Genomic DNA, 26,999 nt, shown 5'->3' with positions numbered 1-26,999 from the left:
GGGACCGGCGTCAGTGGCCGGCGGGGATGGCCACGGCCTCGTCGTCCTTGGCCGCCGCGGCGCCCGGCTTGGGACCGAGGTCGAGGTTCGGGAGGAACAGCGTCGCGATGAAGGCGAACACGAGAACGCCTGCCGCCACCAGGAAGACGACCGACATGGCGTCGGAGAAGCCGACGAGGAACGGCTTGGCGAGCGCCGGGTCCAGCTGGTTGATGAACGAGCTGTCCGACAGGGCCGAGCCGCCGACCCCCGCACCCGAACCGCCGCCCTGCTGGGCGGCCTGCAACTGCTGGACGAAGGCCTTGTTCGTGGCAGGGTCGCCGCCGGTCGGGTTGCGCAGCGCTGCCTGGAAGGCGGGCGTCGGTGCGATCGCCGCGAAGGCCTCGGAGATCTTCGTGCCGGCCTGCGAGAACAGGATCGACAGGAAGACCGCGGTGCCGAGCGTGCCGCCGATCTGGCGGGTGAAGGTCGCGGACGAGGTCGCCACGCCCATGTCGCGGCGGTCGACGGCGTTCTGCACGGCGAGGGTCAGCGGCTGGAAGTTGAAGCCGAGGCCGATGCCGAAGAAGAACATCCCGATCATCGTCTTCCAGAGCGGGGTGTCCGCGCCGACGAAGTGGAAGCCGTAGAGCGAGAGCACGAGGATCGCGGCGCCCATGATCGGGAAGTGCCGGTAGCGCCCCGTCCGGGAGATGAGCTGGCCCGAGATGATCGAGCCGGACATGATCCCGAGCGTCATGGGCAGCAGCTGCAGACCGGCCTGGGTCGGCGTCGAACCCTTGACGATCTGGAGGTAGAGCGGGATCGCGGCGAGCCCGCCGAACATGCCCATGCCGATGAAGACCGAGGCGATCGACGACGAGGCGACCGTCCGGTTCGTGAAGAGGCGCAGCGGGATGAGCGCCTCCTCACCCATGGCGCGCTCGAAGAGGAAGAACGCGATCATGCCGGCTGCGCCGATGGCGTAGCAGGTGATCGCGGTCGCGGAGTCCCAGCCCCACTCGCGGCCCTGCTCGGCCACGATGAGCAGCGGCACGAGGGCGACCGAGAGGCTCAGGGCGCCCCAGTAGTCGATGCGGTGGTCGAGGCGGGTGTGCTTGAGGTGGAGCGTGCGGGTGACGACGACGAGGGCCGCGACGGCGATCGGCACGTTGACGAGGAAGACCCAGCGCCAGCCGGTGACGCCGAGGATCGTCTCCTGGCCGGCGAAGAACCCGCCGATGACCGGGCCGAGCACGCTCGACGTGCCGAAGACGGCGAGGAAGTAGCCCTGGTACTTCGCGCGCTCACGCGGCGGCACGATGTCGCCGATGATCGCGAGGGCGAGCGAGAAGAGGCCGCCGGCGCCGATGCCCTGGACGGCACGGAAGGCCGCGAGGGACGGGATCGACCAGGCGAGCGTGCAGAGCATCGAGCCGATCGTGAAGATCGTGATGGCGAAGAGGAAGAGCTTCTTGCGCCCGTAGATGTCGCCGAGCTTGCCGTAGAGCGGCGTCGCGATGGTGCTCGTGATCAGGTATGCCGTCGTGACCCAGGCCTGGCCGGCGAGGTCGTTGAGGTCGTCGGCGATGACGCGCATCGCGCTCGCGACGATGGTCTGGTCGAGGGCTGCGAGGAACATCCCCATCATCAGGCCGACGAGGATGGTGAGGATCTCCTTGTGGGAGAGCACCGGGCGCCGGTCGGGGCCCGCGCCGGCGGGTGCGTCCGCAGTGGCGTCGACCCGCGGCGGTTCGGCGGTGGTGTCGGACATGTCAGTCCTCTTTCTGCTTCTGGTCTCTGGTGGTGTCGAAGGGCATGGGGGGCGTCGGTGCACCCCGGGCCCGGAGGTTGGCGTCGAGCGCATCACCGAGCTCGCCCAACCGCGTGACGAACTCCGTGGTCACCGGTCCGTCCCAGTCGGCGAGCAGCCCCTGGAACCACGCCGCTCGGCTCGCCTGGATGCGGGCGACGGCGTTGCTGCCGTGCTCGGTCAGGGAGACGACCCAGGCGCGTCCGTCGCTCGGGTCGGCGCTCTTCTCGAGATGCCCGGTGCTGACGAGCGAGCTGACCTGCCGGCTGACGGTCGAGGCGTCGTTGTGCAGGGTCGTGGCGAGCTCGGAGATGCGGACGGTGCCAGCGCCCGCGACGACGAAGAGCACGGGGTATGCCGTGACGTCGACGCCGTCCTCGAGGCGGGGCGCGCTGTGCTTGGCCGCGACGAGGAGCTTCTGCACGCGCAGGAGCCCGAGGAAGACGGAGTTCGCCTGGTCCTCGGTGACGGCCATGGGATGCTCCTGGGTGTCGACTACTTGCTTGCGGCATGCAAGTATCTGTCCGGAACGTGTGGACGTCAACTTGCGTGTACAACCTTTGTAGAATGATGAGCAGGGGTCGCCACGTGAGAGGCTGGTGTGGTTGTCTGTGGACTCACGCCGGCGGGGAGGTGCGAGGATGACGGACGCGCCCAGGCCGTCCAGCAGTGTGCTGGGCGAAGGGGCCGGACTGCAGGGAGTGCCATGACGAGCGACGTTCCGATCGACCCGACGGTCAACGACACGTTCCGACAGATGTCGGCGTTGATCTACGCCGGCGCCGACTCAGGGTCGATCCACCAGTCACTCGTCGAGTCCGCCCGCCAGCTCATCGCGGGTTGCGACCGGGCGTCGTTGCTCGTGCGCACCCGCGACCGCTACGTCACTGCCGCGAGCACCGACGACATCGCCCGCCGGATCGACCAGATCGAGCTCGAGGTCGGCGAGGGCCCCTGCGTCGACGCCATCGTCTCGGAGGCGTACCAGCACGACGCGGATCTCACCGATGCCACGACCCCGTGGCCGCGCTTCACCGAGCGCATCGTCGCGGAGACGCCGGTGCGCTCGGCCATCGGCTACCGGCTGCTCCTCGACGGAGACAAGGTCGGTGCCCTCAACGTCTTCTCCGACACCCCTGGGGCCCTGACGTCCCGGTCGGCTGACGTCGGGGCCGTCATCGCCTCGTTCGCCTCCGTCGCCCTGATGGCGATCCGGGCGCGGGAGGAGGCGGCAACCCTGCGCCAGGGCCTGCAGAGCAACCGCGAGATCGGCAAGGCCGTCGGACTGCTCATGGCCGCGCACCACATCAGCGGTCAGGAGGCGTTCGAGCTGCTGCGCAGCACGTCGCAGGAGCTCAACATGAAGCTCACCCGGGTCGCCTCGCAGATCATCGACGGTCAGGAGTCCCAGTTCGGGCCGTCGGATGCCGGGGCCGCCAGAGGCGCGGCGAGCTCACCGGTCTGACCGAGACCAGCCCCGCCCCGCCCCGCCCCTACCCGCCCCGACAGGCCCCGACCAACGCCAACCCGTCGAGAGGCCACGTGTGGCCGCCCCCGACATGTCGAAAGGCCACTTCTGGTCCCCAGAAGTGGCCTTTCGACTCTCGTCCAGCGGCCACACGTGGCCTCTCGACGGTGGGAGGGTCAGGCGGAGGCCATGCCCTCGGATGACAGCTGGCGGCGCAGCTCGTCGAGGGTGCGACGGAGCAGGCGGCTGACCTGCATCGCGCTCAGACCCATGGACTCGGCGATCTCCGCCTGGGTCATGTCACCCGCGAACCTCAGCTGCACGAGCCGCTGATCACGGGCGGACAGCCGCTCCAGGGCGGTGCGCACGACGATGCCCTCGTCCAGCGCCGGGTCGGACCCGGAGTCGCCGCGGGCGTCGAGCAGGTCGAGCACGGGACGGCCGCCGTCGGCGGTCGTCGCGTCGAGGGAGGCCGGTCGCAGGTTGGTCGCCGCAACCTGGGCCTCTCGGACGGACTCGAGCGGGATGTCGAGCTCGCGGGCGAGCTCGCCGACGTCCGGGTCGTGGCCGAGTCGCTGCTCGAGCCGCGACCGGGTGTCGGTGACGAGCTGTCGACGCTCCTGCAGCTCCCGCGGGGGCCGGACGAGCCATCCGTGGTCACGGAAGTGGCGACGCAGCTCGCCGGTGATGGTCGGTGTGGCGTAGGCGCCGAACTCGGTGGGCTTGGTCATATCGAACCGCTGGATGGCCTTGAGCAGGGCCAGGAAGGCCACCTGCTCGAGGTCCTCGCGGTCGAGCCCCTTGCCGGAGTAACGATGGGCGAGGGAGCGTGCGAGCGGCATGTGCAGCTTCGCCACGGCCTCTAGAGCGTCGCTGCGCTCGGACTCCGAGTCCGAGCTGCGAAGGGTGTGGATGAGCTCTCTGGTACGCGCATCCTTGCGCGGACCCATGGACGGGTCGGTCATTTCAACTCCGATGGATCGGATCCCCGATGCGGCGCTGGCTTGACCGTCTACTCACGACGCTAGGCCGTCTGTCCCCTTTACACAAGGTGGACTTAGCTCCCGTGTGACGTCTTTGAGGTGTATAAGCCGTCCGATCCCGCTCCCGTGATCCGCCCCGACGGGACGCGCGGCGGGCAGCTGGCAGAGCTCAGTGCGTGACGACGACGAGAGACTCGAGGACCTTCCGGGCGATCTCCGCGTCACCCGTCACGGTGTAGTGGATCTCGTCCACCGAGCGACGCCCGGCCGCCCGCCGCGTCAGCGCGTCCGTCGTCAGGTGGATGGACGTGACGTCGAGCTGTTCCTCACCCTGGGGGCGGTCGTTGCCGCTGAAAAGTGCTTCGCCGTAAGGACGCCCGTCCTCACCGGTGACGATGCGCGCACCGCCGCGGGCCACGACGGGACCGCTCACGTCGAGCACGACGGCATGTCCGGCGCCGATGTCGGCGACGCGGGACGCGATGCGCGGGAGGGCCTCGAGGATGTCGGCGGTGAAGATCGCGGCGCTCGCGGAGTCGAGGTTCCCAGGCCGGTCGAGGGCTGCGCGGATGTCCTGCTCGTGCACCCACGCGTCGACGATCCGGCGGTGCAGGTGCTGGCCGAAGGTCGTGTCGGGCCCGAAGAACCCGCCGATGACGGTGTCGACATCGGCGTCGGAAGCACGCAGCTCGGCCACCCGACGGGGGTGGAACTCCGCCAGCTCGGCCACGATGTCACGTCCGGTGATGCCCCGCCGTGCCTCCACGTCCACCTCGACGAACCGCGCGAAGTCGCTGCGGACGTGGGCGTAGTCGGGCACCGTGACCCGCGGTCGCGGCAGACCGGCGAAGGACTTCTCGGCGCCGACGACGTGCGCGATCTGGTCCTTGACGGTCCAACCGGGGCACTCGGTCTGGATCTCGAAGTCCTCGTCGCGGCAGGAGTACCCGAGGTCGATGATCGACTTCACGGAGTGGTCGAACGCGTCGATCAGTCCGGTGCGGTCGTCGGGGGCGGCCGGGTGCATGGGCATGTGTTCAGAGTACTTACCCTTGAGGCATGCCAACCCTGTCGCGAGAAGGCCGAACCGGTCCAGGCACCGGCTCGACTTCGTCGGGCATACCGGGTGCGGCGCTGGTGGTGGCCGGTGTGGTCACCGTCGGCCTCGTTGCGAGTGTGATTGCCGCCCGCTACACCGGAGCGGCCGACGCCATGGCCGGTGGCCTCACCGACGCGGGCCCGGTCGTGCGCTGGGCGCTCCCGCTCGTGCGCGTCGTCCACGATGTCGCGGCCTCGCTGACGATCGGCTCCCTGCTGCTCGCCGCGACGATGATCCCGGGCCGCACCCGTGCGGAGAGCGCCGCCCCCGACGAGCCACGCCGCGCGGCGGCGTTCCGCGTCGCGACCGCGGCAGCCTTCGTCTGGGCGGTCGCGGGAGCGGTCGGCGTCGTCTTCACGTTCGCCGACGCCGCTGGTATGCCGCTCAGTGACCCGTCGTTCGCCAGCAACCTCGCCGGGTCGGTGTGGCCCATCGAGACGCTGCGCGTCGCCCTGCTCAGCACCATCGCGGCGTTCGTCGTGGCGTCTGTCGCCGCGGTGTCGCGGGCACGCTCCGTGGCCGTTGCCCTGACGGCCCTCTCGGCGCTCGGCCTGCTCGTCCTCGGACTCGCCGGTCATGCCGGCGGCTCGGCCGACCACGAGACCGCGGTCAACGCCCTGGCCGCGCACCTGCTGAGCGCCGCCGTCTGGGTCGGCGGCCTGCTGGCCCTCATCGTCCTGCGGGGCGCGCTCGGGGAGTCCCTCCCCGTCGTGGTCCGGCGCTACTCGACCGTGGCCCTCTGGTGCTTCGTCACCCTCGGCGTCTCCGGCGTCATGTCGGCGACGACGCGACTCGGGTCGTGGTCCGACCTCGCCACGCCGTACGGCGTCCTCATCCTCATCAAGGTGGTCGCCTTCTCGGCCCTCGGTGTCGCCGGTGTCGTGCACCGCCGGGTGACCCTCGACCGCATGGACAGCACCGACGCCGGCGGTGTCGCTGACGCTCGCGGCGCGCGAACCCGACTCTTCGTGCGTCTCGCCGTGGTCGAGACGCTCGTGATGGGGCTCGCCTTCGGTGTCGCGACGGCGCTGGCCCGCAGCGCGCCGCCCGTGCCCGAGACGGTGGCCAACCCGAGCAATGCCCTGTCGCTGACCGGCTACCCTGCGCCGCCCGCACCGACCGCGCTGGACTGGGTCACGGCGTGGCGGGTCGAGTGGCTGTTCCTCGCCACGGGGCTGCTCGCCATCGGCCTCTACGTCGCCGGGGTGGTCCGGATGCGGCGGCGTGGCGACGCGTGGCCCGTGCTGCGCACGTTGAGCTGGGTCGTCGGCTGGTTGCTCTTCCTCTATGCGACCAACGGCATCCTCGGCATCTACGGTCGCGTCGCCTTCTCGTGGCACATGACGTTGCACATGCTCGAGGCGATGGTCCTGCCGATCTTCCTCGTGCTCGGCGCGCCCGTAACGCTGGCGCTGCGCACGATCAAGCCCCGCCGGGACGGCACTCTCGGCCCCCGCGAGATGCTCCTCGCGATGATCCACTCCCGGCTCCTGGCCGTCGTCGGCAACCCGATCTTCGCGGCCACCTTCTTCTTCATGAGCCTCGTGGTCTTCTACTGGACACGCCTGTTCCAGCTGGCACTGGAGACGCACACGGGCCACATGCTCATGACCGCGCACTTCGTGGTGGCCGGCTACCTCTTCGCCTGGGTGCTCGTCGGGGTCGACCCCGGTCCGAAGCGGTGGAGCCCGGCGCTGCGCCTCGTCGTGCTCTTCGCCACGATCGCCTTCCACGCGTTCTTCGGGGTCGCGATGATCAGCGGCACGATGCTGCTGGGGGGCGACTTCTTCCCGACCATCGCCATCCCGTGGGTCGGCGGGCCACTGGCCGACCAGCGCTACGGCGGCGGTGTCGCCTGGGCCATCGGGGAGCTGCCGAGCCTCGTGCTCGCACTGACGGTCGCCCTGCAGTGGTTCCGCACCGACAGCGCGGAGTCGGTGCGGCAGGACCGGCGTGCCGACCGGGACGGCGATGCCGAGCTCACGGCATACAACGAGCGTCTCGCCGCTCTCGCGAAGCGCGACGCCAACCCCTCCCGCTGACCCGACTCGACCTGTGGGGTCCGCTGACCCGGACGCGGCCTGACCAGTCGGCGCCGCGCATGTGAGAGTTGGGCCATGAAGGTTGCGCTCATCCAGCTGGCCTACGGCGACGACGAGTCGGTCGCCGACCGCACCACCCGCGTCACCGACCTCGTGCGCGCCCAAGCCGGTCACGACCTCGTCGTCCTGCCGGAGCTGTGGTCGGCGGGCGGCTTCGACTACACGGCGTGGAACGAACGCGCGGAGGCAGTCGACGGACCCGTCGCGCAGGCGCTGGCCCTCGCCGCGCGGGACGCCGGCGTCACCCTGCACGGCGGCTCGATCGTCGAGCGGGCCGCCCCGGTCGAGCCCGACGGCCAAGGCCTGTGGAACACGAGCCTCGTCTTCTCGCCCGAGGGTGAGCTCGTCGCGACCTACCGCAAGATCCACCGGTTCGGCTTCGGCGAGGGTGAGCCCAGCCTCATGGACGCCGGGAATGAGCTAGTCGTCGTCGACGTGCCCGTCGCGGCCGGCGGCACGGTCCCCGTCGGCCTGTCGACCTGCTACGACCTGCGCTTCCCCGAGCTCTACCGTCGCCTGCTCGACCGGGGCGCCGAGGTCTTCGTCATCCCGGCTGCGTGGCCCCGCAAGCGGGTGGCCCACTGGACGCTGCTCGGGCAGGCGAGGGCGGTCGAGGACCAGTGCGTCGTGCTCCAGTGCAACACCGCCGGCACGCACGCGCGCCACGAGATGGGCGGTCACTCCCAGGTCGTCGACGCCACCGGGAAGGTTCTGGCCGCTGCGGGCCTTGACGAGGAGGTGCTGAGCATCGACATCGACACGGCGGCGACGCCCGAGTGGCGCCGCATCTTCCCCGTGCTGGCCGACCGGAGGCTCTCGTGACGGCCGACACCGGCTCGCTGCGCTCGCGCGTCAAGGTCCGCGCGGCCGAGCTCGTCGGACGTGGCTGGCTCAACACCGGTGGCCGGTCGCTGTCGCTCGCCGACCTGCGCGGACGCGTCGTCGTCCTCGACTTCTGGACCTTCTGCTGCGTCAACTGCCTCCACGTCCTCGACGAGCTGCGCCCCGTCGAGGCGCAGTTCCCCGACGCGCTGACCATCATCGGCGTGCACTCGCCGAAGTTCGAGCACGAGGCCGACGCCGACGCGCTCGCGGCCGCCGTCGAGCGGTATGCCGTCCACCACCCCGTGCTCGACGACCCCGAGCTCGTGACGTGGAAGGCGTATGCCGCCCGCGCCTGGCCGACGCTCGTGGTCATCGACCCCGAGGGCTACGTCGTCGCGTCGATGTCGGGGGAGGGCCACGGCCCGGGTCTGGCCTCGCTCGTCGCCGAGCTCATCGAGGAGCACGGGGCCAAGGGCACGCTCCAGCCCGGTGACGACCCCTACGTCCCGCCACCGGCGCCCGACACGGCCCTGCGCTTCCCGGGCAAGGCGGTCGCCCTTCCCGACGGGTCGTTCGTCGTCAGCGACACGGCCAACCACCAGGTCGTGCACCTCGAGGAGGACCTGCTCACCGAGCGGGCTCGCTGGGGCGGCGAGGGCCAGTTCAACGAGCCGCAGGGTGTGCTCCTCGCGACGCCCGAGATCGCCGAGAGGCTCCGGGTGGACCTCCTCGTCGCGGACTCGGTCAACCACCAGCTCAAGGGGATCCGCTTCTCCGACGGCTCGATCCACGTCGTGGCAGGCACGGGTGCACAGCTGCGCGAGCGCACGGGCGGGGGGCCTGCCCTCGAACAGGCGCTGTCGACGCCGTGGGACCTCGCGTGGCTCGCTGACCGGCTCGTCATCGCCATGGCCGGCACCCACCAGCTGTGGGCGTGGACACCCGGCGACACCCTCGAGCAGGGCCGGGTCGAGGTCATCGGTGGCACGTCCAACGAGGGTCTCGTCGACGGCCCGGCCCGCGAGGCCTGGTTCGCCCAACCGTCCGGGCTCGCAGCCTCCGCCTCGGGCGACCGCGTCTGGGTCGCGGACTCGGAGACCTCCGCGCTGCGCTCGGTGACGTCGACGCCCGAGGGGGACCTCGTCGTCGAGACCCACGTCGGCACCGGCCTGTTCGACTTCGGCCACCGCGACGGCGCCGCGGCGGACGCGCTGCTCCAGCACCCGCTCGGCGTCACCGAGCTGCCTGACGGCTCCGTCGCCGTCAGCGACACCTACAACGGGGCCGTCCGCCGCTTCGACCCGTCCACGGATCAGGTGACGACCCTCGCCCAGGGCCTCGCCGAGCCCAGTGACGTCGTCGTCGAGCGTGACCAGGAGACGGGAGGGACGCGGCTCGTCGTCGTCGAGTCCGCAGCGCACCGGCTGACCCGTGTGGCCCTGCCCGAGGCCGCCCAGCGCGTCGACGGGCCCGCCCACCGCACCCAGCGACCCCCGACGGCGCTGCCTGCCGGCGAGGTGGCCCTCGAGGTCACGTTCGTGCCGCCGGCCGGCCAGAAGCTCGACTTCCGCTGGGGCGATCCGACCCGGCTCGACGTGTCCGCCACCCCCGACGCCCTGCTCGTCTCGGGCGCCGGCCGGGCCGAGGGACTGACCCGGACGCTCGTGCTCCGCGAGGGGATCGGGTCGGGCACGTTGCACATCTCGGTCCAGGCCGCCGCGTGCGACGGCGACCCCGAGACGGGTGAGGTGCCCGAGCATGCCGCCTGTCACCTCTTCCAGCAGGACTGGGGGATCCCGGTCGCCCTCGACCCGACCGCCGGTGCCACACTGACTCTCGACCTCCGCGGGGTGCAGGCGGGCGACTAGCGCGCCCGACCCGGCGCGGACGACACCGAGCGGACGAGGCGGCAGACGTGGCACGACAGGCATCTGGTGGTGGCGGCCGCTCCGTCCTCTCGGCCGTGTGCGGGCTGCTGGCCATCGTGCTGCTCCCCGTGTCGCTCGTGGGGTTCTGGGCCGCCGTGCTGCTGACCCGCACCGATGTCTTCGTCGAGGAGCTGCGGCCCGTCGTCGCCAAGCCGCAGGTCCAGGAGGCGCTCACCGACGGTCTCGTGCAGGGCGTGCTCGGCGCCGTCGACCTGCAACCCGCGATCGAGAAGGCGCTCGAGGTGCCTCTCCGCGCCCAGGCCGCTGCTCTCGTCGCCAGCCCTCAGGTCGCGGACGCCTGGACGAACGGCATCCGTGCCGTGCACACCCAGTTCATCAATGTCATGCAGGGCCGTGCCGACACCCGGCTCGACGACCAGGGACGGGTCTCGGTGGCCGTCACCATCCCCGTCCCGGCGCTCACCTCCACCCTCGAGCAGGCCGGAGTTCCGAATGCCGGCTCGCTGGCGCCGGTCGTGACGATCCCCCTCGTCAAGGCCGCCGACCTGCAGAACGCGCAACAGGCATACCGCATCGCCGGCGCCTGGGGGCCGTGGGCGCCGCTGGTCGTCGCGGCTCTGGCACTGCTGTCCATCGCCCTGGCCCGGCGCTGGCRCACGGCGACGACGCTCGTGGCTCTCGGCTGGATCGTGACGGCACTGGCGCTCGCGCTCGTCGTCATGATGGCGAGGGAGCCGCTGATGGGACGCGTCGACCCGGAGGTGGCGCGCACCATCGCCGACGCCGCCTACGGTCTCGCCGCGCGAAACCTCTACTACGAGATCGCGATCGCGGTCGGCGTGGGCGTCGTCATGCTCCTCATCTCTTCGGTCACGCTCGCCGTCGGGCGGCGGCGCTCCCACTGACCCCGGTCGCCCAGGGCAGCCGACCGGTCGGGCGTGGGCGTTCTGCGATGGGCGGGTATGGGGTGGCAAAGGTGCGCATTCAGGGCGTACCCCAGCCAAGGAGAGCGCATGGGTATCGGACTCGGGATCTTCCTGCTCGTCGTCGGAGCGATCTTCTACTTCACCAACATCGACTCCAGCGTCCTCAACCTGGGCAGCGGCACAGGCAACACGATCGGCATCATCCTCATGGTCGCCGGTGCGCTCGCGATCATCCTCGCGCTCGTGCTCAACGCCCAGCGCGCCCGGACGCAGCACACCGTCGTCACCGAGCGCCGTGGTGCGCCTGATGTCGTCGAGCGTCGCGTCGAGGGCGACGACGTCGTCGAGCGGCGTGTGGAGCGTCGCGAAGAGACCCTCTGAGTCGCGAGGCTCGGGCTCGTCCCGGCTGAGGCCGGGTCCCTCCACCCAGCGACTCGACGGCGGTCTGAGCAGGGGAACTCACCTGCTCGGGCCGCCGCTCGTGCTTCGATGAGACGTGAGCCAGACGCGCGCCGCCGCGGCGCCCCGCACGGCGTCCGAGATCCACGCCGCGACCCCTGCCGACCGTGATCGGTGGGTCGACACCCTCCGCGTGGGCTCGCTGCTCGTGGTCATCCTCGGCCACTGGCTCATGGTCGCGATCACCCCTGCCGGGCAGATCACCAACGCGCTCGCCGTCGTGCCGGCGCTCCAGCCGCTGACCTGGCTGCTCCAGGTCATGCCGCTCTTCTTCCTCGTCGGTGGGGTCGCCCACGCACACACGCTCGGGTCGCTCGAGCGGGGCCGGCCAGCCGGTCCGGGCAGGTATGCCGCGTTCTTCCGGGCGCGGGCCGCGCGCCTCCTGCGCCCCACCCTCGTCTTCCTAGGAGTCTGGGTCCTCCTCGGCGTCGTCGCCGACCTGTCCGGTCTCACCTCGCGGCCGGGTGACGCGGGGCGGCTCGCGCGCGACGCGCTCGTCATGGTGCCCCAGCTGCTGTGGTTCGTCGGGATCTATCTCGGCGCCTGCGCCTTTGCCCCCGTGATGCGCGACCTGCACCGGCGCTGGGGACTTTGTGTCGTCAGGGTGCTCGTCGCGCTGGCGTGCATCGTCGACGTCGTCCGTTTCGGAGGCGGCCCCGAGCTCGTCGGCAACCTCAACTTCGCACTCGTGTGGCTGGCCCTGCACCAGCTCGGGTTCGCTTGGCGCGACGGCCTTCTCACGACTGGGCGCGGATGGGTCATGGCCGTCGTCGGCTTCGGGGCGATGGGCCTGGCCATAACGTTCGGCCCCTACCCGACATCGATGGTGGGGTTGCCCGGCGAGGCCGTCTCCAACATGGCGCCCCCCACGGCAGCCCTGCTCGCCCAGGGCGTCGGCATCTGCGGACTCGCCGTGGTGCTGCGGCCCCTCATGGCACGCGTGCTCGGCAGGCCGAGGGGCTGGCGGGCGGTGGTCGTGGCCGGCCCCTTCGCCATGACCGCCTTCCTCTGGCACCTCACCGGGCTCATGGCGGTGCTGCTGGCGGTGCGGAGCGTGGGGATCAGCCAGCCGGCCGTCGCGTCGTGGGCGTGGTGGCTGACGCGGCCGCTGCTGTTCGCGGTGCTGGCTCTCGTGACCGGTGTTCTCGTCGTCGTCTTCGTGCGCTTCGACCGTGGGGCGCGTGCGGCGGGGGCGGTCCCCGAGGAGCGCCGCCGCTGGGTCGACCCGGTCGCCGCGGTGTCGGCGGGTGTGCTCTTCTTCGGGATCCTCATCATCTCGATCGTCGGGATGGACGTGCTCGGCAACAGGCCCGTCTTCTTCCTCGTCGGCGACGTCACCCCGATCGTCGGGATGGACGTGCTCGGCAACAGGCCCGTCTTCTTCCTCGTCGGCGACGTCACCCCGATCGTCGGGTTCGCCGTCCTTGCTGCCGGCCTGCTCCTCCTGCGCACCACCCGCCCCGCCCGGCACCGAGCCCCCGCCGCCGTCTGACCCCCGCCGACCGCAACACACCCGGCTGTCGTCAGGTGGCGGCGGTTGCAACCCGTGTGAGTTGGCCATTGCCGGGTGTGTTGCGGGTGGGGCGGGAAACCCGATGGCACGGCGGGGACGCCGGGCCCTACCGTCGAGGCATGGAGACGAGGCTCATCGACGTGCACGACGACTCGGAGTGCACCCGCGCCTACGAGGTCATCTGTGCCAGCAAGGGACACGAGCGGCCATGGAACGAGCCCCCGTCGCTGGCCGAGACGCTCGTCGAGTGGCGTCACGTGGACCAGGCCGAGCGGATGGAGATGTGGGGCGCCTTCCTCGCCGGGGAGCTCGTCGGCGTCGCGACGCTGTGGCTGCCGATGGAGGACAACACCTCGATGACGTGGTTCGACGTCCAGGTCGACCCGCCCCACCGCCGGTGTGGCGCCGGCACGGCTCTTGTCGAGCGGGTGCTCGGCCGGGCCCGTGACGAGGGCCGCGCCTCGGCCATCGTCGACTTCCTCGTCCCGCCCGACTCTGACGGCCACGGCTACCGTCGGTTCGCCGAGCGCCATGGCTTCCACCTCAGCAACACCGAGATCATGCGACACCTCGAGCTGCCGGTCGCGGACGACCTCCTCGATCGCCACGCGGATCACGCGCGTCCGCTCTGGGAGGACACGTATCGTCTCGAGACCCACGTCGGGGGAGTGCCCGAGCACCTGCAGAAGTCGCTCTGCTCCGTCATGAACCAGCTCGCCGTCGACGCCCCGACCGGCGACATCGAGTTCGAGGAGGAGTCGCTGACCCCGGCCCGCTACGAGGAGTACCTAGAGGTCTTCCGGCAGCAGGGTCGGGTGCGCCTGACCACCGTCGCCGTGCACCGGTCGACGGGTGACGTCGTCGCCTACACCGACCTCATGCTGCCGTCCGGCGCCCCCGGAATGGCTTGGCAGTGGGGCACCCTCGTGCACCGCGAACACCGGGGCCACCGGCTCGGGATGGCGGTCAAGGTCGAGAACCTCCGGCGCCTGCAGGCCGACCACCCCGAGCGCCGGCGCGTGGTCACCGGCAACGACGACACGAACTCATGGATGGTCTCGATCAACGAGGACCTCGGATTCCGCGTCGTAGAGCTCTGCCCCGCCTACCACCGCGTCGTCTGAGGCATCCAGTCCCGGCACACCTCACGCGACCGTGGCGCCGGCGAGGCGCCGGCCGGTGATCGGGCCCGCGATCCGTCACGACACCCAGCCGCGGCGTACCGCGATGACCCCCGCCTCGAAGCGGCTCTCCGCGTGCAGTGCGGTCAAGGACGCTGACACCAGACGTCGGACAGTGCGTACCGAGATCTGCAGACGACGAGCGATGGCTTCGTCCTTCTGTCCCTGCGCGAGGAGCGCGACCACCTGTCGCACTCGCGCATCACTGAACTCATCACCCTCCGCCGGGCTCCGTTCGGCCAGGACCGGGGCGGAGGCGTGCCACACCGCGTCGAACAAGGCCGTGATGGGCGCGACGAGGTCGGGGTCCATCATGACGAGCGCACCGGGGGCTTGCGCACGCGACACGATCGCAACGGTCTCGTCGACGATGACGAGTCGTTGTGGGGGTGCCGGATGGGAACGGACCTGCACCCCGCGCCCGGCCTGACCGGTGAGGTGGTCGCGCCAGTGTCGGGACTCCAGGGACGTGTCCGAGACGATCGCTCGTAGCGGGATCCCTCGACTGAGCAGCTCGTTGTCGAGCCGGGCGGAGGGCCCGATCGCCTCGGGGGGCACGGCGTCTCCGGGAAGCATGAAGGAGACCTTGCGCGTCCCCGAACGAGCGAGCTGGAAGAGCCGGGACGTGACGACCGCAGGGTCGTCGATCTGCTCGACGAACCCGCCCGAGTCGCGCAGGCTCCGGCTGGCGACGAAGGCCTCGACGAGCTCGCCGAGGTCCTCTCTGGCCCGGCCCACCCTGCGCTGGCACTCGGAGATCCGCGCCTCCTCCGCGGCGAGCAGCACCTCGAGGGCCTGCTCGGGCGGAATGGCGAAGTAGGGACCGCCGCCCGGGCCGGCGTTGACCAGCATGAGCTCCGCGAGGACCGTCAGCTCGGCGCGGGCCGCCTCCGCGGACAGCCCGACGTGAGCAGCCAGCTCGTCCAGATCGGCCGTCGGCTTGTCGAGCATGACCCGGTACACGGCCTCCGTCGTGGCGGGCACCCCGAACATCTCGAGCATGCGGATCCTTCCCCTGACTGATCCTGTTCGCGGGCGAGAATAGCCGTACGACGGCCCCCGCGCACAGGTCTGGGAGGGAAGGCGCTCACGGACGTGGCCGAAACCGGCCACGTCCGTTTTGTGCCCGCGTTTGTCCGTGCGAGGTCCCTGCGTTCCGTCCACGCTCGACCCGACGGGCAGGCCGCCCGTCCCCGCCCCTCTGCAGGGAGATAGACCATGCCTGTTCCGCCCGTCACCACATCCGTCGCGACCGGATCTCCCGCGCTGCTGACACGTCGGCTCTCGAGAGCGACCTGTCGGAAGCGCCTGAGCCTCCTGCTCTGGTCCTGGCCGGACCTCGTCCTGTGGTGGCCCTTCGTCGTCCGGCCGTCCTGAGCCCGGAGGTGGACGCGCCTCGAGGCTGCCGTGGCAGCAACCGGACATGGCCCGAGGTGGACGTTCCGGAGCGTTGAAGCGGCCTCCCGGAGACCCATACGTTCGCCTTGCGTCGCCACCCCGGGGACGTGTCTACACATCTCTAGCCCTCGAAAGGGCTTGGACGACAGGGGATTTCACATGTTTGGAGTCAAGAGACTCGGAATGGTTCTCGGGGGAGCGGCGGCAACAGCCGCCCTGCTCGTCGGGACGGGCGGGTCGGCCCAGGCGGCATCGTCGGACAACTACTGGAACGTGCCCTACGGCCAGCTGTACGTGTCGGCGTACGAGTGCAACACCTACCTCACGTCATGCAGCTGGTACACGAAGGTCCAGCTGCGTAACAACGGCGGCAGGATCATGGACAGCATCACCAACACCACGAAGATCTACGCCAACGGCATCTCGGCGTCGGTCACCATCTCCAAGGACCAGCCCAGCGCGACCATCACGGGCAACCAGACGAGCATCGGCCAGGTGCGCTGGACCAAGTACGTGTCCAACCTCGTCGAGCTGAGCGGCGAGGCTCGGCCCTCGTGGACCGCAGTGGGCATCACCACCGAGGCCTGCCTCACCGGCAACGGGCCCGCCGGTTACGGCTCGGTCAGCGCGAAGTGCGCCAAGATCGGGCTTTGGTGAGTCTTCGCCCTTCACGCACGGCCTTCCGGGTCGTGCCGCTTCTCCTGGCGCTTGCCGTCACCGCCGCCTGCACACTGCAGGTCGGCGGGGGCGGCAAGCCCTCGGCACTGACGCAGTACGTGGGGGCCAACGGCCTGCTGGCGGATCCCGTCGCCACGATCCATCGGCCCTCGCTCCAGGTGACGCTCGACCGCCTCTGGGCAGCCCGCCTGCTCGGGGTGCCGGCGAAGCACGCGCCGGCGGCTGCGATGGTCGAGAGCCTGGCGGCCGACGCCGACCCCGTCGAACGCGCGAGTCTGCAGCTGCGCTGGGCGGCGTACCGAGAGGACGCCGAGGGGGTCCGCCACGCGCTCGACGGCCTGCGCGACCTCTGTCGCACCGCGTCGCTCGATGCCACCTGTGCCCCGACGGTCAGGTCGGTGCGGGCCTTTCTCCAGGTCACCCGGTCGAGCCGCCTCGCCGACGTGGACCGCGCCTTTCCCGAAGCCCGGCCCGCCGCCTGCTCCGGACCGGGCAAGACGCTCGCAGAGCTGTTCCAAGCTGCCACCTGCGGCAAGGCCGTGACGCGGGAGCAGCTGGACGCCGTCCTGTCCGGACCCGACGGCAACACACTCGACAGTGACGAGCTGTGGGCCGCAGCGGTCATCGCGCGCGAGTCGGGGATCGATGCAGCGGCACTGCGCGAGAAGGTCGAGGCCGCGCTCGACGAGAGCCAGGTGCAGGGCATCTACTTCGACGAGACCCCGGCACAGGGCACCTTGCTCACCACGTGGGCGCTGCTCCACCTGGCCGGACCGGATCGACGAGGTCTGGACACGGCGAAGCTGGAGACGGCCGTCCGCGGCGAGGACACGGGCGGTGCGCCGGATCGCGTGATGCTCGCTCGCGCCGGGCTGGCGTTGTTGCACGGTCAGAGTTCGCCCGCCCGCGGGGGGCCACTGCGGATGGCAGATCCTGACGGGCCCTACAACCCCTTCATCGCCATGGCGGCCCGGGACTCCGGTGACCTCTCGCTGGTGTCGATGGCCTTCACGCAGCAGGCGGCCCGCGGCAGCGCCACGGCGTTGGCCTCGTGGGCCATCACGCAGCGCGTGCTGACCGGCAAGCCCGTGACGCTGACCAGCGCGGACGTGAAGCAGATCGTGTCGCTCGCGAAGGACGCGGCCGACAAGGACGCTCCGGTCCTCGACCAGCTGAGCGCGACCGCGCTCAGCGCTGCCGGTGAGAAGACCGACCCGCCGGAGCTCGTCTCCGGTTGTGGGGGAGCTGCCTGGCTGATATCAACGCGAGGCACGTGCGACATCCGCGCGTCTCTCCTCGCAGACCTCTACCACGAGTTCACGACCAGACAGGGACCCCGATGACCACAGCCCCAGCCGTCGCGCTGAGGGGTGTCAGCGCTGCCCACGGCGACACCCGGCGACGCCCGATCGACCTGGACGTGGATCCCGGCTCGCGCGTCTGGATCAGCGGTCCGTCGGGGGTGGGCAAGACGTCCCTCCTGTACGTCGTCGGCGCGCTCACCCGAGCCGTCAGCGGCACCGTCACGATCGGAGGGCAGGTCGTGGGCAGCGTTCGTGAGGCCGACCTGGTCCGTCGCCAGCACGTCGGCTTCGTCCTGCAGGATGCCCAGCTCGTCGAGCACTGGTCGGTCCGGCGCAACCTCGCGACGATGGCGGGCGAAGACCGTTGTCCCGACGCCGTCGCACGGCTCTCGGGCTGGGGCGTGGAGGTCGAGGGTCGGCAGCCGCGCTCTTTGTCCGGTGGCGAACGGCAGCGGGTCGTCACCGCCGGGGCGCTGGCGAAGGGCGCGGCCGTCATCGTCGCGGACGAGCCGACCTCGAGCCTGGACGAGACGGCGCGCGACTCCGTGATGGCGGCATTCCTCGACGCGTCGCAGACGGGCGCAGCCGTCGTGGTGTCGAGCCACGATCCTGCGTGGGCCGAGTGGGCCACCGTGCGCGTACGACTGGGAGGCTCCGATGCGTGAGCAGACCCTCGGCAACGCCTGGGCGAACGTCACCGGCCGGCGGGTCGCGTCCCTGACGACGATCGTCATCGTCTCGAGTCTCATGGCGGCCCTCGTGGCGCTCCTCGTGCCGCTGCACGACGTCCGTGCGAACCTCCGGGCGCAGTACGACGACCCCAGCTGGCGGTCGACCTTCCTGGTCGAGGGCATCGCCGGGGCGTCCGAGCCGATGGGTCCAGCCGAGATCGGCGCACTCGGGCACGAGCCGGGCGTCACCTCGGTCACGCCGGTCGAGACGGCTCAGGGACCGTCAGGGGACGACGTGGTGCAGCTGCGCACCTATGTGCCCGTGCTCGACGTACCTGTCGTGCAGGGACGCACCCCGCGAGCCGGTGCCTGCGAGGCGCTGGTCAGCCGTGACGTCGCCGGGGCGCAGCTGGACGCCCCGATGACGGTCGGTCTCGACGCCGGAGGTCAGGCTGCCGGGCACTCGGTCGAGCCGCTCGTCGTGGGCATCATCGACCGCAGCTATCCCCTCGTCAACGGCGCGACGGTGCTGACGACGTGCGAGCTGCCGCACCAAGCTGCCGCCAGCCAGCTCGTCGTCACCACGCAGGACGGACGACTCCCGAACAAGTATGTCGCGCAGTCGCTCTCCGCTGCTGCGGCCGGGGCCATGGACGCCTCACAGAGCACCGGCATCATCGGGCTCATCGCGTTGCTCCTCGGCGTCGTCTCGTTCTTCGTGCTCGCATCGGTCACCCGGTGGAGCGTCCGCTCCAGGCTGGGGGAGTTCGTCACCCTCCGGGTCTGGGGCCGGTCCCGACGCGCAGTGGTTGGCATGGTCGGAGTCGAGCAGACGATCCTGGCCCTCGCCTCGGCTCCGATCGGCATCGGGCTCGGCACGGTCCTGGCGTGGCTGCTCATGCGTTCCGGCGGCCCGTCGAGCCTCGTCGACCCGGCGGCAGGCATCGGCGTGGCCGCCCCGTCCGCCTGGACGGTGGCTGTCGCATGCGGCGGATTCCTCCTGGCGCTCGTCTGCCTCACCGTCCTCCCCGTGGTGCGAGCCCTGGCTCCGGACGTCGCCTCACTGCTGCGGCGCCGGGGAGAGTGACACGGTCCAGTGGCCGACAGCAGTGAGTCCCCACCGAAGGCCGGCGGGGACTCACTGCTGTGCTGCGTCGTGTACAGGCGCTTGTGGACGCCTCAGAATGCCGACTCGGGCACGTCCATGAGGTCGTTGTCGGTGGCCTCGGCGATGGCGCGCTCGGCGGCGAGCTTCGGCAGGACGTTCTTGGCGTAGAAGGAGGCTGCCGCGACCTTGCCGCGGTAGAAGTCCGCGTCCTTGCCGGTGGCGCCGCCGTCGAGGGCCTTCTGCGCGACCTCGGCCTGGCGCAGCAGCAGCCAGCCGACGACGAGATCGCCGGCCGCGAGGAGCAGGCGCGTCGTGTTCTGGCCGACCTTGTAGAGGTTGGCGGCGTCGCCCCCCATCCGTGGGTCGCTCTTGACGAGGTCGCCGATCATGTGGCCGACGATGCCCTGGACGTCCTCGAGGGCCTTGCCGAGCAGCTCGCGCTCCTTGTCGAGCGAGCCGCCGAGGTCCTTGGCGAACTCCTGCATCTGGCCGGCGACGAGCTGGAGGGCCTGGCCCTTGTCCCGCACGATCTTGCGGAAGAAGAAGTCGAGGCCCTGGATGGCGGTCGTGCCTTCGTAGAGCGTGTCGATCTTCGCGTCACGGACGTACTGCTCGATCGGGTAGTCCTGCAGGAAGCCCGAACCGCCGTAGGTCTGGAGCGACTCCGTGCCGAGCAGCACCCAGGCGCGCTCGGACCCGAGGCCCTTGACGAGCGGGAGCATGAGGTCGCTGATCCGGTTGGCGATCTCGGCGGCCGAGCCCTGCTCGAGCGGGGCGGCCGGGTTGCCGGACTGGGCCTGGCTGACCGCGTCCTGCTGGCTCGCGGTGTAGAGGACGAGCGCGCGCAGGCCCTCGGCATACGCCTTCTGGAGCATGAGCGAGCGCCGGACGTCGGGGTGGTGGGTGATGGTCACGCGCGGCGCCGACTTGTCGGTCATCTGCGTCAGGTCGGCGCCCTGGACGCGCTCCTTGGCGTACTCGAGCGCGTTGAGGTAGCCGGTCGACAGGGTGGCGATCGCCTTGGTGCCGACGAACATTCGGGCGTTCTCGATGACCTTGAACATCTGCGCGATGCCGTCGTGGATGTCGCCGAGCAGGGTGCCGACAGCAGGTGCGTGCTCGCCGAACGTCACCTCGCACGTCGTGGAGACCTTGAGGCCCATCTTGTGCTCGACGTTGGTGACGTGGGCGCCGTTGCGCTCGCCGAGCTCGCCGGTCTCGAGGTCGACGTGGAACTTCGGGACGATGAAGAGGGACAGGCCCTTGGTGCCCGGACCGGCGCCCTCGGGGCGCGCGAGGACGAAGTGGACGACGTTGTCGACCAGGTCGCTCTCGGCCGAGGTGATGAAGCGCTTGACGCCGGTGATGTGCCACGTGCCGTCGGGCTGCTGGACCGCCTTGGTGCGGCCGGCGCCGACGTCGGAGCCGGCGTCCGGCTCGGTCAGCACCATCGTCGTGTGCCAGGCCTTGTCGACGATGTGCTTGGCGAGCTTCTTCTGGTCGTCGTTGCCGAGGTGCCACAGGAGGTTGGCGAAGGAGTAGCTGGCCGTGAACATGTGGACGGCCGGGTTGGCGCCGCAGACCATCTCGGCGACGGACCAGCGCAGCGATGCCGGGACGACCATCCCGCCGAGCTCGGCCGGGACGTCGAGGTTGCCCCAGTCGCCGTCGACATAGGCCTTGAACGAGCGCTTGAACGAGTCGGGCATCGTCACGGTCTGGCTGGTCGGGTCGTAGACCGGCGGGTTGCGGTCGCTGTCGAGAAGGCTCGCAGCGAGCTCGTTCTCGGCGAGCCGTGACACCTCGCGGAGGATGTCCTTCGCGGCGTCGACGTCGACGTCGGCGTAGATGCCGTGCCCGAGGACGTCCTGCCGGTTGAACACCTCGAAGAGGTTGAACTCGAGGTCGCGCACGTTGCTCTTGTAGTGGCCCATCCGGGACCCTCCGCGTTCTGTCGCTCGTCGTGCGCCCGCGCCTTCGTCGGGGCGGACGCGCCAAGTTACTGGCCGGTCACTTCCATGATGCTACTCACGGGTAACGATCGCAAGGGTGGAAGGTCACGGTTGCGACACACCGTCCGTCCGGGGACGTATGCCGCATGCCGCCCCGGGGACAGCAGAAGGGCCCGGTCGTGGTGACCGGGCCCTTCTGATCTGGAGCAGGCGGCACGAATTGCACGTACGTCTTCCTTCTGGAAGAAGGCTGTTCTGCTACTGAACTACGCCTGCGAGGCGTCGCCCACCGTAGCAACAGACAGGGTGCGTCGTCCAAATCCGCCGCGCCGCTCCTACGATCCGTCGCGAACGCGGCGGGCGAAGGCCGACGACCGGGCTCGCAGCTCGGCGACACGCCGGTCCACGAGCGCCAGCGGGTCGAGCCCGCCCTCCATGCCGTTCGGCATCCGCCGGACGTGCGCCGAGCAGCTGAAGTCGGCGTGCACGAGCGTGCCGAGGCTGTTGCCGTCGCGACCGGCGGCGCCGGCACGCCTGGCGACGAAGAGTGACACCTCGTTGGTCGCGAACGCGTCCTCGCACCAGGCGCACATGGCGCTGGCCTTGCGCGTGCGCTGGGCGGTGCGCAGGAGGAAGCCGACCGGTTCGTCGTCGACGGGGACCACGGCATACGCCCGCTGGGGGTTGCTGCTGTCGACCCAGCCGAGCAGGTCGAGCTCCTCCCAGCGGTCGCCGAGCGTCTCGAGGTGTCTGGGGAGCGGTGCCTGCTTGGCCTCACGCCGGGAGGCGTTGACGAAGGAGGCGCGAATCTCGTTCTCTGTCAATGGTTTCACGGTCAGTACCTGTCAGTCGGGCAGGACCGGATGACCCGGTCAGCCAGGATGGGGGAGGTGGCGCGGGACCGTGACCGCTGAGCAGGCCATGACGGCCACCCACCTCTCCGCGGGCCACCCCGCCGACAACTGACGCGCTCCCGGACGGAGCGGCATCCATCATGCGTCAGGGCGCCGTGGGGGTCCACCCATTAACTGCGGGGATGTCGCCAACGGCTTTGGGCCACGGATCTGGCCGGGACCGCCCTGCGGTTGGGTGACGGGTCGAATCGGATCGGTCGGAGCGAGCGACGGGAATCGAACCCGCGTATCCAGCTTGGGAAGCTGGCGCTCTACCATTGAGCTACGCTCGCACGGGCCGCCGAAGGTGCCCCGCAAGGGGCCGTGAGCGGCACGCGGCGCCAGTGTAGCCGACGCCGTGCCAGTACCAAGACCACGACCCCAGGGGCCGAAACCGTCATGGATCTCGCCAAGCAGACCGCCTTCGTCGAGCACGTCCGCGAGCGTGGGGGAGCCAGCGCGCAGGTCGCCGTGACCCTCGAGCAGTTCTTCGACGGCAACGACTGTGAGTGGTCCATCGCGCCGAACCGACCCGAGGACCTGCCGCTCGAGACGGTGCGGCGAGTGCTGCTCGAGCTGCGCGAGCACCCGGAGGTCCACGACGTGCGGGTCGAGCTCGACGTCCTGGAGTTCCAGGACTTCCCGCACGACGAATGGCCCTATGCGAGTGGGGTGGCCGTCATCACGACGCTGGAGCCGGAAGAGGTCGACGCCATGACGATCGATGCCGACACCGAGTCGAGCGGCGGCCCGGCCGCAAAGGCGGACTGGCTCGTCGACGGACCGACCGTGCCCGACGGGCACCACTACGTCGGTGTGTGGTGGGACTGATGGTCGACCTCGTGGAGGGTGAGATCGAACAGGTCACCGACGCCCTCTGCTACCACGGCGAGGGCCCGGTCTGGTCGGCGACGTGGGGCGGCCTGCGGTGGGTCGACATGTTCGCCGGCGATGTGCTGTCCCTCCGCGAGGACGGCGCCGTCGACCGGATGCACGTCGGCGACGTCGCCGCCTTCCTGCGGCCGCGCACCAGCGGCGGGTGGGTGGTCGCGACCGAGCGCGGGCTGGCGCGCACCGACGAGGCGGACGGAATCCCCACCCCGTGGTTCGACCTGTGGGACGACCCGTCCGTGCGGATGAACGAGGGCGGCGTCGACGGCCTGGGCCGCCTGTGGGCGGGGACGATGGGCTACGACCGGGTGCCCGGCAGTGCGCGCCTCTACCGGGTCGACCCCGCCGGCAGCGTCGCGCTCGTCCTGCCCGGCGTGACGATCTCGAACGGCATCGACCTCTCGCCGGACGGACGGCTCGCCTACTACGACGACACCCCCACGGGCCGCACGGACGTCTTCGACGTCGTCGACGGCGAGCTGGTGAACCGGCGGACCTTCGTCTCCCACGACGTCGGCCACCCCGACGGGCTCACCGTCGACAGCGCCGGCAACGTCTGGGTCGCCCTCAACGGAGCCGGACGCGTGCGCTGCTTCTCCCCGTCGGGCGAGGTGCTCGCCGAGGTGACGCTGCCCGTGCGCCTCATCACCGCCTGCACGTTCGGGGGCGACGACCTGCGTGACCTCTACGTCACGACGTCCCGCGAGAACCTCGAGGACCCCGAGCCCGAGGCGGGCGCGCTCTTCCGCGTCCGCGTCGCCGTGCCGGGTCTTCCGGTGCGCGCCTTCGCCGGCTGACGAGCGGCCGACGGCCACCGAGGGCGTATGCCGTGTGCCGGGGTCCCGCGATCAGCTGGGCTCGGGCATCCCGCCGTCGGTGGACGGCCCCAGGACCGCGACGGAGCGGGCGGCCCGCGGGACCCGGCCGGACGGCATACCCGGTCGGGCGCCGTCGAGGGCATCCTCGTCTCGCGAGCCCACGCCCAGCAGGCTCCGGGTGAGCCGCTGAGCGTCCGACAGCAGCTCGTCGAGCGCGAGGCCGAGGTGCTCGTCCGACGGCGGCTCGTCGCTGAGCGCCGCGGCCAGGACCGCGCGCCGCACGAGCTCCTTGGCGAACGACGCGGTCGTCCCCTCGGCCCGTGAGGCGGCGGCCGAGATCGCCTCGGCGCCGAAGAGGTGGCCGCCGTAGAGGCGGAGCAGCTCGCGGCGCCCCTCGGCGTCGGGCAGCGGGATCTCGGCGGCGAGGTCGACCCTGCCCGGACGCTGCGACAGCGCGACCTCGAGGTCCTCGACGCGGTTCGTCGTGAGGATGAAGGCGACGTCTGCGTCGGCGTCGAGGCCGTCGAGGGCGTCGAGCACCTCGAAGAGCAGCGGCGAGGCACCCATCGGAGCGAACGACCGGTCCTCGGCCACGAGGTCGCAGTCTTCGAGCACGACGATGGCCGGCTGGTGCGCGCGGGCGACCTTGGCGGCGTCGTGGATGAAGCGCAGCGAACCCCCGCTCAGCAGCACCGCCGTCGTGCCCGGCGTCGCAGAGAGCAGGTGGCGCACCGTGTGCGTCTTGCCCGTGCCGGGAGGACCGTAGAGCAGGACGCCGCGCTTGAGGTGCTGGCCGTGGGCGACGAGGCGCTCGCGCTGCTCGCCCATGCCGATGACGTGACGCGCCACCCGGCCGAGCACGCCGTCGGGCAGCACGACCGCGGCGGCGTCGACCGTGGGGCGTTCGATGAAGGTCACGCCGGCGAGGCCGGGGCCGTAGGGGTCCGAGCCGAACGTGACCACCTGTCCCCGGATGACGCTGCGCTCGTCCATGAGCGCCTGCACCCGGGCCATCAGGGCGTCCGAGAGCTCGCGGTCCTCGGCGACGACCTCGATGGTGCCGGCCTCCCGGCCGAACTGCCGGTTCATGCCCTGCTGGCGGACGGCGACCGGACGCCCCTCGAAGGTGAAGAGCCGGATGCCGGACGTCACGACCTGCCGCTGGTCGTCCGTGCCGGGCCCGGTGGGCATCCGGTCGTAGTCGACCTGGCCGACCGCCATCCCCGGCCCGTGGAAGCGCTGCACGAGGTCGCCGAGCGACATGTGGTGGCGGGCGTCCCCGGCGATGCCGATGATCGTGGCGTCCGGGTCGGCGGCCATGACCTCGGACAGGGCGATGTCCGCGTCGACGAGCCGATGGGCCGGGACCGGCGCCCCGACGACGGCGAGCAGGTGCGGCTCCACCCCGAGGTGCTCCTGCAGGGCCTCGGACAACCGTCGGCCGCCGTCGGCGCCCGGCAGCTCCTCGAGGATCCGCCGCAGGACGGTGTGGAAGTCGGCGAGCAGCGCGTCGCCGCGACCTGCGCCGTTGTTGTCCGAGGAGGTGGCGGGCGTCAAGGGGTCCATGACGTGACGATAGGGCGCCGCGACGTCCGCGTGGCAGGAGTCGCCGGGCGAATTCGGCGGGGCGTTATAGCCTCGTGCCGTGCTGCTCTCCGACAAGGACATCCGGGCCGAGATCGCTGCCGAGCGTGTCGTGCTCGACCCGTGGGACCCGCAGATGGTCCAACCGTCGAGCGTCGACGTCCGGCTGGACAAGTTCTTCCGGCTCTTCGACAACCACAAGTACCCCTACATCGACCCTGCGGCCGAGCAGCCCGACCTGACGCGGCTCGTCGAGGTCACGTCCGAGGAGGACGGGTTCGTCCTGCACCCGGGGGAGTTCGTCCTCGGCTCGACGCTCGAGACCGTGACGCTCCCCGACGACCTCGCTGCGCGGGTCGAGGGGAAGAGCTCGCTCGGCCGGCTCGGCCTGCTGACCCACGCGACGGCCGGCTTCGTCGACCCGGGATTCTCCGGCCACGTCACCCTCGAGCTGTCCAACGTCGCGACCCTCCCGATCATGCTCTACCCGGGCATGAAGGTCGGCCAGCTCTGCTTCTTCCGGCTCAGCTCGCCGGCCGAGAACCCCTATGGCTCAGCGGCGTACGGCTCGCACTACCAGGGTCAGCGCGGCCCGACGGCGAGCCGGTCGTTCGCCAACTTCCACCGCACACCGGTGTGAGCGCTCCACAGGCACCCGCCGGCGCTGCCGGCGACGCGCCGCCCGTGGAGCCGGGGAGCGGCACTGCGGGCGAGCGGGCGAACGTCAGTGGCGATCACTCCGGAATGCCGCTCGCGTCCCTCATCTGGGACGCGCAGCCCGCAGATGCCACCGTCGTCGCCCTCGTCATGCACGGCGGAGCCGTCGAAGGCCACGAGCTCAACCGTGCGTGGTCCCACAACGTCGCGCGGCTCGTCCCGTTCGCTCGCGCACTGAAGAAGGTGCCGGGCCCGCTCGCCGTCGCGCGGCTGCGGTTCCGGGTCCGCGGCTGGAACGGCGACGCGATGCCCGTCGAGGACGCCAGGTGGGCGCTCGCACAGGTGCGGGCGGCATACCCGGGCGTTCCCATCGCGCTCGTCGGTCACTCGATGGGCGGACGGGTGGCGATGTTCGTCGGGGACGACCCCGACGTGCGGCTCGTCGTGGGGCTGGCGCCCTGGGTCGAGCCCGGCGACCCGCGCCCCGGGGCCGGCACGCGCACCGTGCTGCTCCACGGCGACCGCGACGTCATCTGCTCCCTCGCGCGGACGCGCGCCGCGGTCGAGCAGATGCAGGCGGAGGGGCTCGACGCGTCGCTCGTCCGTGTCGCCCGTGCGGACCACGCGATGCTCGTGCGGGCCCGCGTCTGGACCGCACTCGTCACGGAGGTCGTCCAGGCCAGCTTCGCGAGCGAGCTCGGCGGCACAGGGGAGCCGCGGTCCGGCCCCATCGGCGCGGTCGTGGCTCGGGTCGTGCACTCCGGCGGAGTCGTCATCGACATCTGACGACGTGTCGAGGGGTACGCTC

The 26,999-nt window shown here is 70.9% G+C and carries 24 protein-coding genes and 2 tRNA genes; 16 read left to right on the top strand and 10 right to left on the bottom strand.

All coding sequences use genetic code 11. The features are described 5' to 3' along the window. Positions 1 to 10 precede the first annotated feature (10 nt). Together AB4030_RS11790 and AB4030_RS11785 are read right to left on the bottom strand one after the other, a co-directional pair. Positions 11 to 1,753, bottom strand: coding sequence for an MDR family MFS transporter (locus tag AB4030_RS11790; protein WP_442279405.1), 1,743 nt, complete (start codon positions 1,751 to 1,753; stop codon positions 11 to 13). Position 1,754: 1 nt separating this feature from the next. Next, the gene (locus AB4030_RS11785; RefSeq protein WP_442279404.1) at positions 1,755 to 2,267 is read right to left on the bottom strand and encodes a MarR family winged helix-turn-helix transcriptional regulator; all 513 of its coding nucleotides are present in this window, start codon (positions 2,265 to 2,267) and stop codon (positions 1,755 to 1,757) included. Positions 2,268 to 2,498: 231 nt separating this feature from the next. Between AB4030_RS11785 and AB4030_RS11780 the strand changes: the two genes are divergently transcribed. Then, on the top strand, positions 2,499 to 3,257 hold the full coding sequence (locus AB4030_RS11780) for an ANTAR domain-containing protein (RefSeq protein WP_442279403.1): 759 nt from the start codon (positions 2,499 to 2,501) through the stop codon (positions 3,255 to 3,257). Between the two features lie 179 nt (positions 3,258 to 3,436). Here the strand turns inward: AB4030_RS11780 and AB4030_RS11775 are convergent, their stop codons facing one another. Then, positions 3,437 to 4,225 (bottom strand): sigma-70 family RNA polymerase sigma factor, encoded by a 789-nt coding sequence (locus AB4030_RS11775; RefSeq protein WP_442279402.1) that lies wholly within the window; start codon positions 4,223 to 4,225, stop codon positions 3,437 to 3,439. Between the two features lie 187 nt (positions 4,226 to 4,412). After that, positions 4,413 to 5,276: a maleylpyruvate isomerase family mycothiol-dependent enzyme gene (locus AB4030_RS11770; protein WP_442279401.1), complete on the bottom strand. Its 864-nt coding sequence runs from the start codon at positions 5,274 to 5,276 to the stop codon at positions 4,413 to 4,415. Positions 5,277 to 5,302: 26 nt separating this feature from the next. Here AB4030_RS11770 and AB4030_RS11765 point away from each other — a divergent pair, with 26 nt between their 5' ends. The 7 genes from AB4030_RS11765 to AB4030_RS11735 all read left to right on the top strand — a co-directional run bounded on the left by AB4030_RS11765 (position 5,303) and on the right by AB4030_RS11735 (position 14,180). After that, entirely contained in the window at positions 5,303 to 7,384 is a 2,082-nt protein-coding gene (locus AB4030_RS11765) for a cytochrome c oxidase assembly protein (RefSeq protein WP_442279400.1), read from the top strand. Positions 7,385 to 7,459: 75 nt separating this feature from the next. Beyond that, positions 7,460 to 8,266 (top strand): carbon-nitrogen family hydrolase, encoded by an 807-nt coding sequence (locus AB4030_RS11760; protein ID WP_442279399.1) that lies wholly within the window; start codon positions 7,460 to 7,462, stop codon positions 8,264 to 8,266. After that, positions 8,263 to 10,137 (top strand): NHL domain-containing thioredoxin family protein, encoded by a 1,875-nt coding sequence (locus AB4030_RS11755; protein ID WP_442279398.1) that lies wholly within the window; start codon positions 8,263 to 8,265, stop codon positions 10,135 to 10,137. The genes AB4030_RS11760 and AB4030_RS11755 overlap by 4 nt, the downstream gene beginning before the upstream one ends. A 47-nt stretch (positions 10,138 to 10,184) precedes the next feature. Beyond that, complete coding sequence (locus AB4030_RS11750; protein WP_442279397.1) at positions 10,185 to 11,063, top strand: hypothetical protein; 879 nt, start codon at positions 10,185 to 10,187, stop codon at positions 11,061 to 11,063. Between the two features lie 108 nt (positions 11,064 to 11,171). Next, a complete protein-coding gene (locus AB4030_RS11745; protein WP_442279396.1) occupies positions 11,172 to 11,465 on the top strand; it encodes a DUF6458 family protein in 294 nt (97 codons plus the stop codon). A gap of 115 nt (positions 11,466 to 11,580) precedes the next feature. Next, positions 11,581 to 13,035, top strand: coding sequence for an acyltransferase family protein (locus AB4030_RS11740; RefSeq protein ID WP_442279395.1), 1,455 nt, complete (start codon positions 11,581 to 11,583; stop codon positions 13,033 to 13,035). Positions 13,036 to 13,175: 140 nt separating this feature from the next. Continuing rightward, on the top strand, positions 13,176 to 14,180 hold the full coding sequence (locus tag AB4030_RS11735) for a GNAT family N-acetyltransferase (RefSeq protein WP_442279394.1): 1,005 nt from the start codon (positions 13,176 to 13,178) through the stop codon (positions 14,178 to 14,180). Between the two features lie 75 nt (positions 14,181 to 14,255). Here the strand turns inward: AB4030_RS11735 and AB4030_RS11730 are convergent, their stop codons facing one another. Continuing rightward, entirely contained in the window at positions 14,256 to 15,239 is a 984-nt protein-coding gene (locus AB4030_RS11730; RefSeq protein WP_442279393.1) for a helix-turn-helix transcriptional regulator, read from the bottom strand. Positions 15,240 to 15,818: 579 nt separating this feature from the next. Here AB4030_RS11730 and AB4030_RS11725 point away from each other — a divergent pair. Genes AB4030_RS11725 through AB4030_RS11710 form a run of 4 tightly spaced genes read left to right on the top strand, consistent with a single transcriptional unit; the run spans position 15,819 to position 19,375 of the window. Further along, positions 15,819 to 16,292 carry a hypothetical protein gene (locus AB4030_RS11725; RefSeq protein ID WP_442279392.1) on the top strand — a complete coding sequence of 158 codons (474 nt, stop codon included), beginning with the start codon at positions 15,819 to 15,821 and terminating at the stop codon, positions 16,290 to 16,292. Then, positions 16,289 to 17,656, top strand: a complete 1,368-nt coding sequence (locus AB4030_RS11720; protein ID WP_442279391.1) for a hypothetical protein — start codon at positions 16,289 to 16,291, stop codon at positions 17,654 to 17,656. The genes AB4030_RS11725 and AB4030_RS11720 overlap by 4 nt, the downstream gene beginning before the upstream one ends. Beyond that, positions 17,653 to 18,282, top strand: a complete 630-nt coding sequence (locus AB4030_RS11715; RefSeq protein ID WP_442279390.1) for an ABC transporter ATP-binding protein — start codon at positions 17,653 to 17,655, stop codon at positions 18,280 to 18,282. The genes AB4030_RS11720 and AB4030_RS11715 overlap by 4 nt, the downstream gene beginning before the upstream one ends. After that, positions 18,275 to 19,375: an FtsX-like permease family protein gene (locus AB4030_RS11710; protein ID WP_442279389.1), complete on the top strand. Its 1,101-nt coding sequence runs from the start codon at positions 18,275 to 18,277 to the stop codon at positions 19,373 to 19,375. Before AB4030_RS11715 ends, AB4030_RS11710 begins: the two co-directional genes overlap by 8 nt. Positions 19,376 to 19,467: 92 nt before the next feature. On the opposite strand, the gene AB4030_RS11705 is transcribed toward AB4030_RS11710, so the two are convergent. The 4 genes from AB4030_RS11705 to AB4030_RS11690 all read right to left on the bottom strand — a co-directional run bounded on the left by AB4030_RS11705 (position 19,468) and on the right by AB4030_RS11690 (position 22,534). After that, on the bottom strand, positions 19,468 to 21,330 hold the full coding sequence (locus AB4030_RS11705; protein ID WP_442279388.1) for an acyl-CoA dehydrogenase: 1,863 nt from the start codon (positions 21,328 to 21,330) through the stop codon (positions 19,468 to 19,470). Between the two features lie 220 nt (positions 21,331 to 21,550). Continuing rightward, positions 21,551 to 21,624: transfer RNA gene (locus AB4030_RS11700), tRNA-Gly, on the bottom strand. A 59-nt stretch (positions 21,625 to 21,683) separates the two neighbouring features. Then, the gene (locus tag AB4030_RS11695; protein WP_442279387.1) at positions 21,684 to 22,181 is read right to left on the bottom strand and encodes an FBP domain-containing protein; all 498 of its coding nucleotides are present in this window, start codon (positions 22,179 to 22,181) and stop codon (positions 21,684 to 21,686) included. A gap of 282 nt (positions 22,182 to 22,463) precedes the next feature. After that, positions 22,464 to 22,534, bottom strand: a tRNA-Gly gene (locus tag AB4030_RS11690). 106 nt (positions 22,535 to 22,640) lie between these two features. On the opposite strand from AB4030_RS11690, the gene AB4030_RS11685 reads away from it, so the two are divergent. Both AB4030_RS11685 and AB4030_RS11680 read left to right on the top strand, forming a co-directional pair. After that, the gene (locus AB4030_RS11685; protein ID WP_442279386.1) at positions 22,641 to 23,072 is read left to right on the top strand and encodes a hypothetical protein; all 432 of its coding nucleotides are present in this window, start codon (positions 22,641 to 22,643) and stop codon (positions 23,070 to 23,072) included. Further along, entirely contained in the window at positions 23,072 to 23,929 is an 858-nt protein-coding gene (locus AB4030_RS11680; protein ID WP_442279385.1) for an SMP-30/gluconolactonase/LRE family protein, read from the top strand. Before AB4030_RS11685 ends, AB4030_RS11680 begins: the two co-directional genes overlap by 1 nt. A 51-nt stretch (positions 23,930 to 23,980) precedes the next feature. Here the strand turns inward: AB4030_RS11680 and AB4030_RS11675 are convergent, their stop codons facing one another. Then, on the bottom strand, positions 23,981 to 25,516 hold the full coding sequence (locus AB4030_RS11675; RefSeq protein ID WP_442279384.1) for an AAA family ATPase: 1,536 nt from the start codon (positions 25,514 to 25,516) through the stop codon (positions 23,981 to 23,983). A gap of 79 nt (positions 25,517 to 25,595) precedes the next feature. On the opposite strand from AB4030_RS11675, the gene dcd reads away from it, so the two are divergent. Together dcd and AB4030_RS11665 are read left to right on the top strand one after the other, a co-directional pair. After that, complete coding sequence (gene dcd, locus AB4030_RS11670) at positions 25,596 to 26,174, top strand: dCTP deaminase (RefSeq protein WP_442279383.1); 579 nt, start codon at positions 25,596 to 25,598, stop codon at positions 26,172 to 26,174. A 104-nt stretch (positions 26,175 to 26,278) separates the two neighbouring features. After that, positions 26,279 to 26,977 (top strand): serine aminopeptidase domain-containing protein, encoded by a 699-nt coding sequence (locus AB4030_RS11665; protein ID WP_442279382.1) that lies wholly within the window; start codon positions 26,279 to 26,281, stop codon positions 26,975 to 26,977. Positions 26,978 to 26,999: the final 22 nt, after the last annotated feature.

The organism is Terrabacter sp. 2YAF2 (assembly GCF_052114705.1).
In the GTDB taxonomy this organism is placed as follows: Bacteria; Actinomycetota; Actinomycetes; order Actinomycetales; family Dermatophilaceae; genus Terrabacter.
This window is presented reverse-complemented; position numbering and strand designations above follow the sequence as displayed.

What these genes read in the sequence shown, in the direction of transcription:
- AB4030_RS11790 (WP_442279405.1), bottom strand. Translation starts at nt 1,753, where the DNA reads ATGTCCGACACCACCGCCGAACCGCCGCGGGTCGACGCCACTGCGGAC.
- AB4030_RS11785 (WP_442279404.1), bottom strand. Translation starts at nt 2,267, where the DNA reads ATGGCCGTCACCGAGGACCAGGCGAACTCCGTCTTCCTCGGGCTCCTG.
- AB4030_RS11780 (WP_442279403.1), top strand. Translation starts at nt 2,499, where the DNA reads ATGACGAGCGACGTTCCGATCGACCCGACGGTCAACGACACGTTCCGA.
- AB4030_RS11775 (WP_442279402.1), bottom strand. Translation starts at nt 4,225, where the DNA reads ATGACCGACCCGTCCATGGGTCCGCGCAAGGATGCGCGTACCAGAGAG.
- AB4030_RS11770 (WP_442279401.1), bottom strand. Translation starts at nt 5,276, where the DNA reads ATGCCCATGCACCCGGCCGCCCCCGACGACCGCACCGGACTGATCGAC.
- AB4030_RS11765 (WP_442279400.1), top strand. Translation starts at nt 5,303, where the DNA reads ATGCCAACCCTGTCGCGAGAAGGCCGAACCGGTCCAGGCACCGGCTCG.
- AB4030_RS11760 (WP_442279399.1), top strand. Translation starts at nt 7,460, where the DNA reads ATGAAGGTTGCGCTCATCCAGCTGGCCTACGGCGACGACGAGTCGGTC.
- AB4030_RS11745 (WP_442279396.1), top strand. Translation starts at nt 11,172, where the DNA reads ATGGGTATCGGACTCGGGATCTTCCTGCTCGTCGTCGGAGCGATCTTC.
- AB4030_RS11735 (WP_442279394.1), top strand. Translation starts at nt 13,176, where the DNA reads ATGGAGACGAGGCTCATCGACGTGCACGACGACTCGGAGTGCACCCGC.
- AB4030_RS11730 (WP_442279393.1), bottom strand. Translation starts at nt 15,239, where the DNA reads ATGCTCGAGATGTTCGGGGTGCCCGCCACGACGGAGGCCGTGTACCGG.
- AB4030_RS11725 (WP_442279392.1), top strand. Translation starts at nt 15,819, where the DNA reads ATGGTTCTCGGGGGAGCGGCGGCAACAGCCGCCCTGCTCGTCGGGACG.
- AB4030_RS11715 (WP_442279390.1), top strand. Translation starts at nt 17,653, where the DNA reads ATGACCACAGCCCCAGCCGTCGCGCTGAGGGGTGTCAGCGCTGCCCAC.
- AB4030_RS11710 (WP_442279389.1), top strand. Translation starts at nt 18,275, where the DNA reads ATGCGTGAGCAGACCCTCGGCAACGCCTGGGCGAACGTCACCGGCCGG.
- AB4030_RS11705 (WP_442279388.1), bottom strand. Translation starts at nt 21,330, where the DNA reads ATGGGCCACTACAAGAGCAACGTGCGCGACCTCGAGTTCAACCTCTTC.
- AB4030_RS11685 (WP_442279386.1), top strand. Translation starts at nt 22,641, where the DNA reads ATGGATCTCGCCAAGCAGACCGCCTTCGTCGAGCACGTCCGCGAGCGT.
- AB4030_RS11680 (WP_442279385.1), top strand. Translation starts at nt 23,072, where the DNA reads ATGGTCGACCTCGTGGAGGGTGAGATCGAACAGGTCACCGACGCCCTC.
- AB4030_RS11675 (WP_442279384.1), bottom strand. Translation starts at nt 25,516, where the DNA reads ATGGACCCCTTGACGCCCGCCACCTCCTCGGACAACAACGGCGCAGGT.
- AB4030_RS11665 (WP_442279382.1), top strand. Translation starts at nt 26,279, where the DNA reads ATGCCGCTCGCGTCCCTCATCTGGGACGCGCAGCCCGCAGATGCCACC.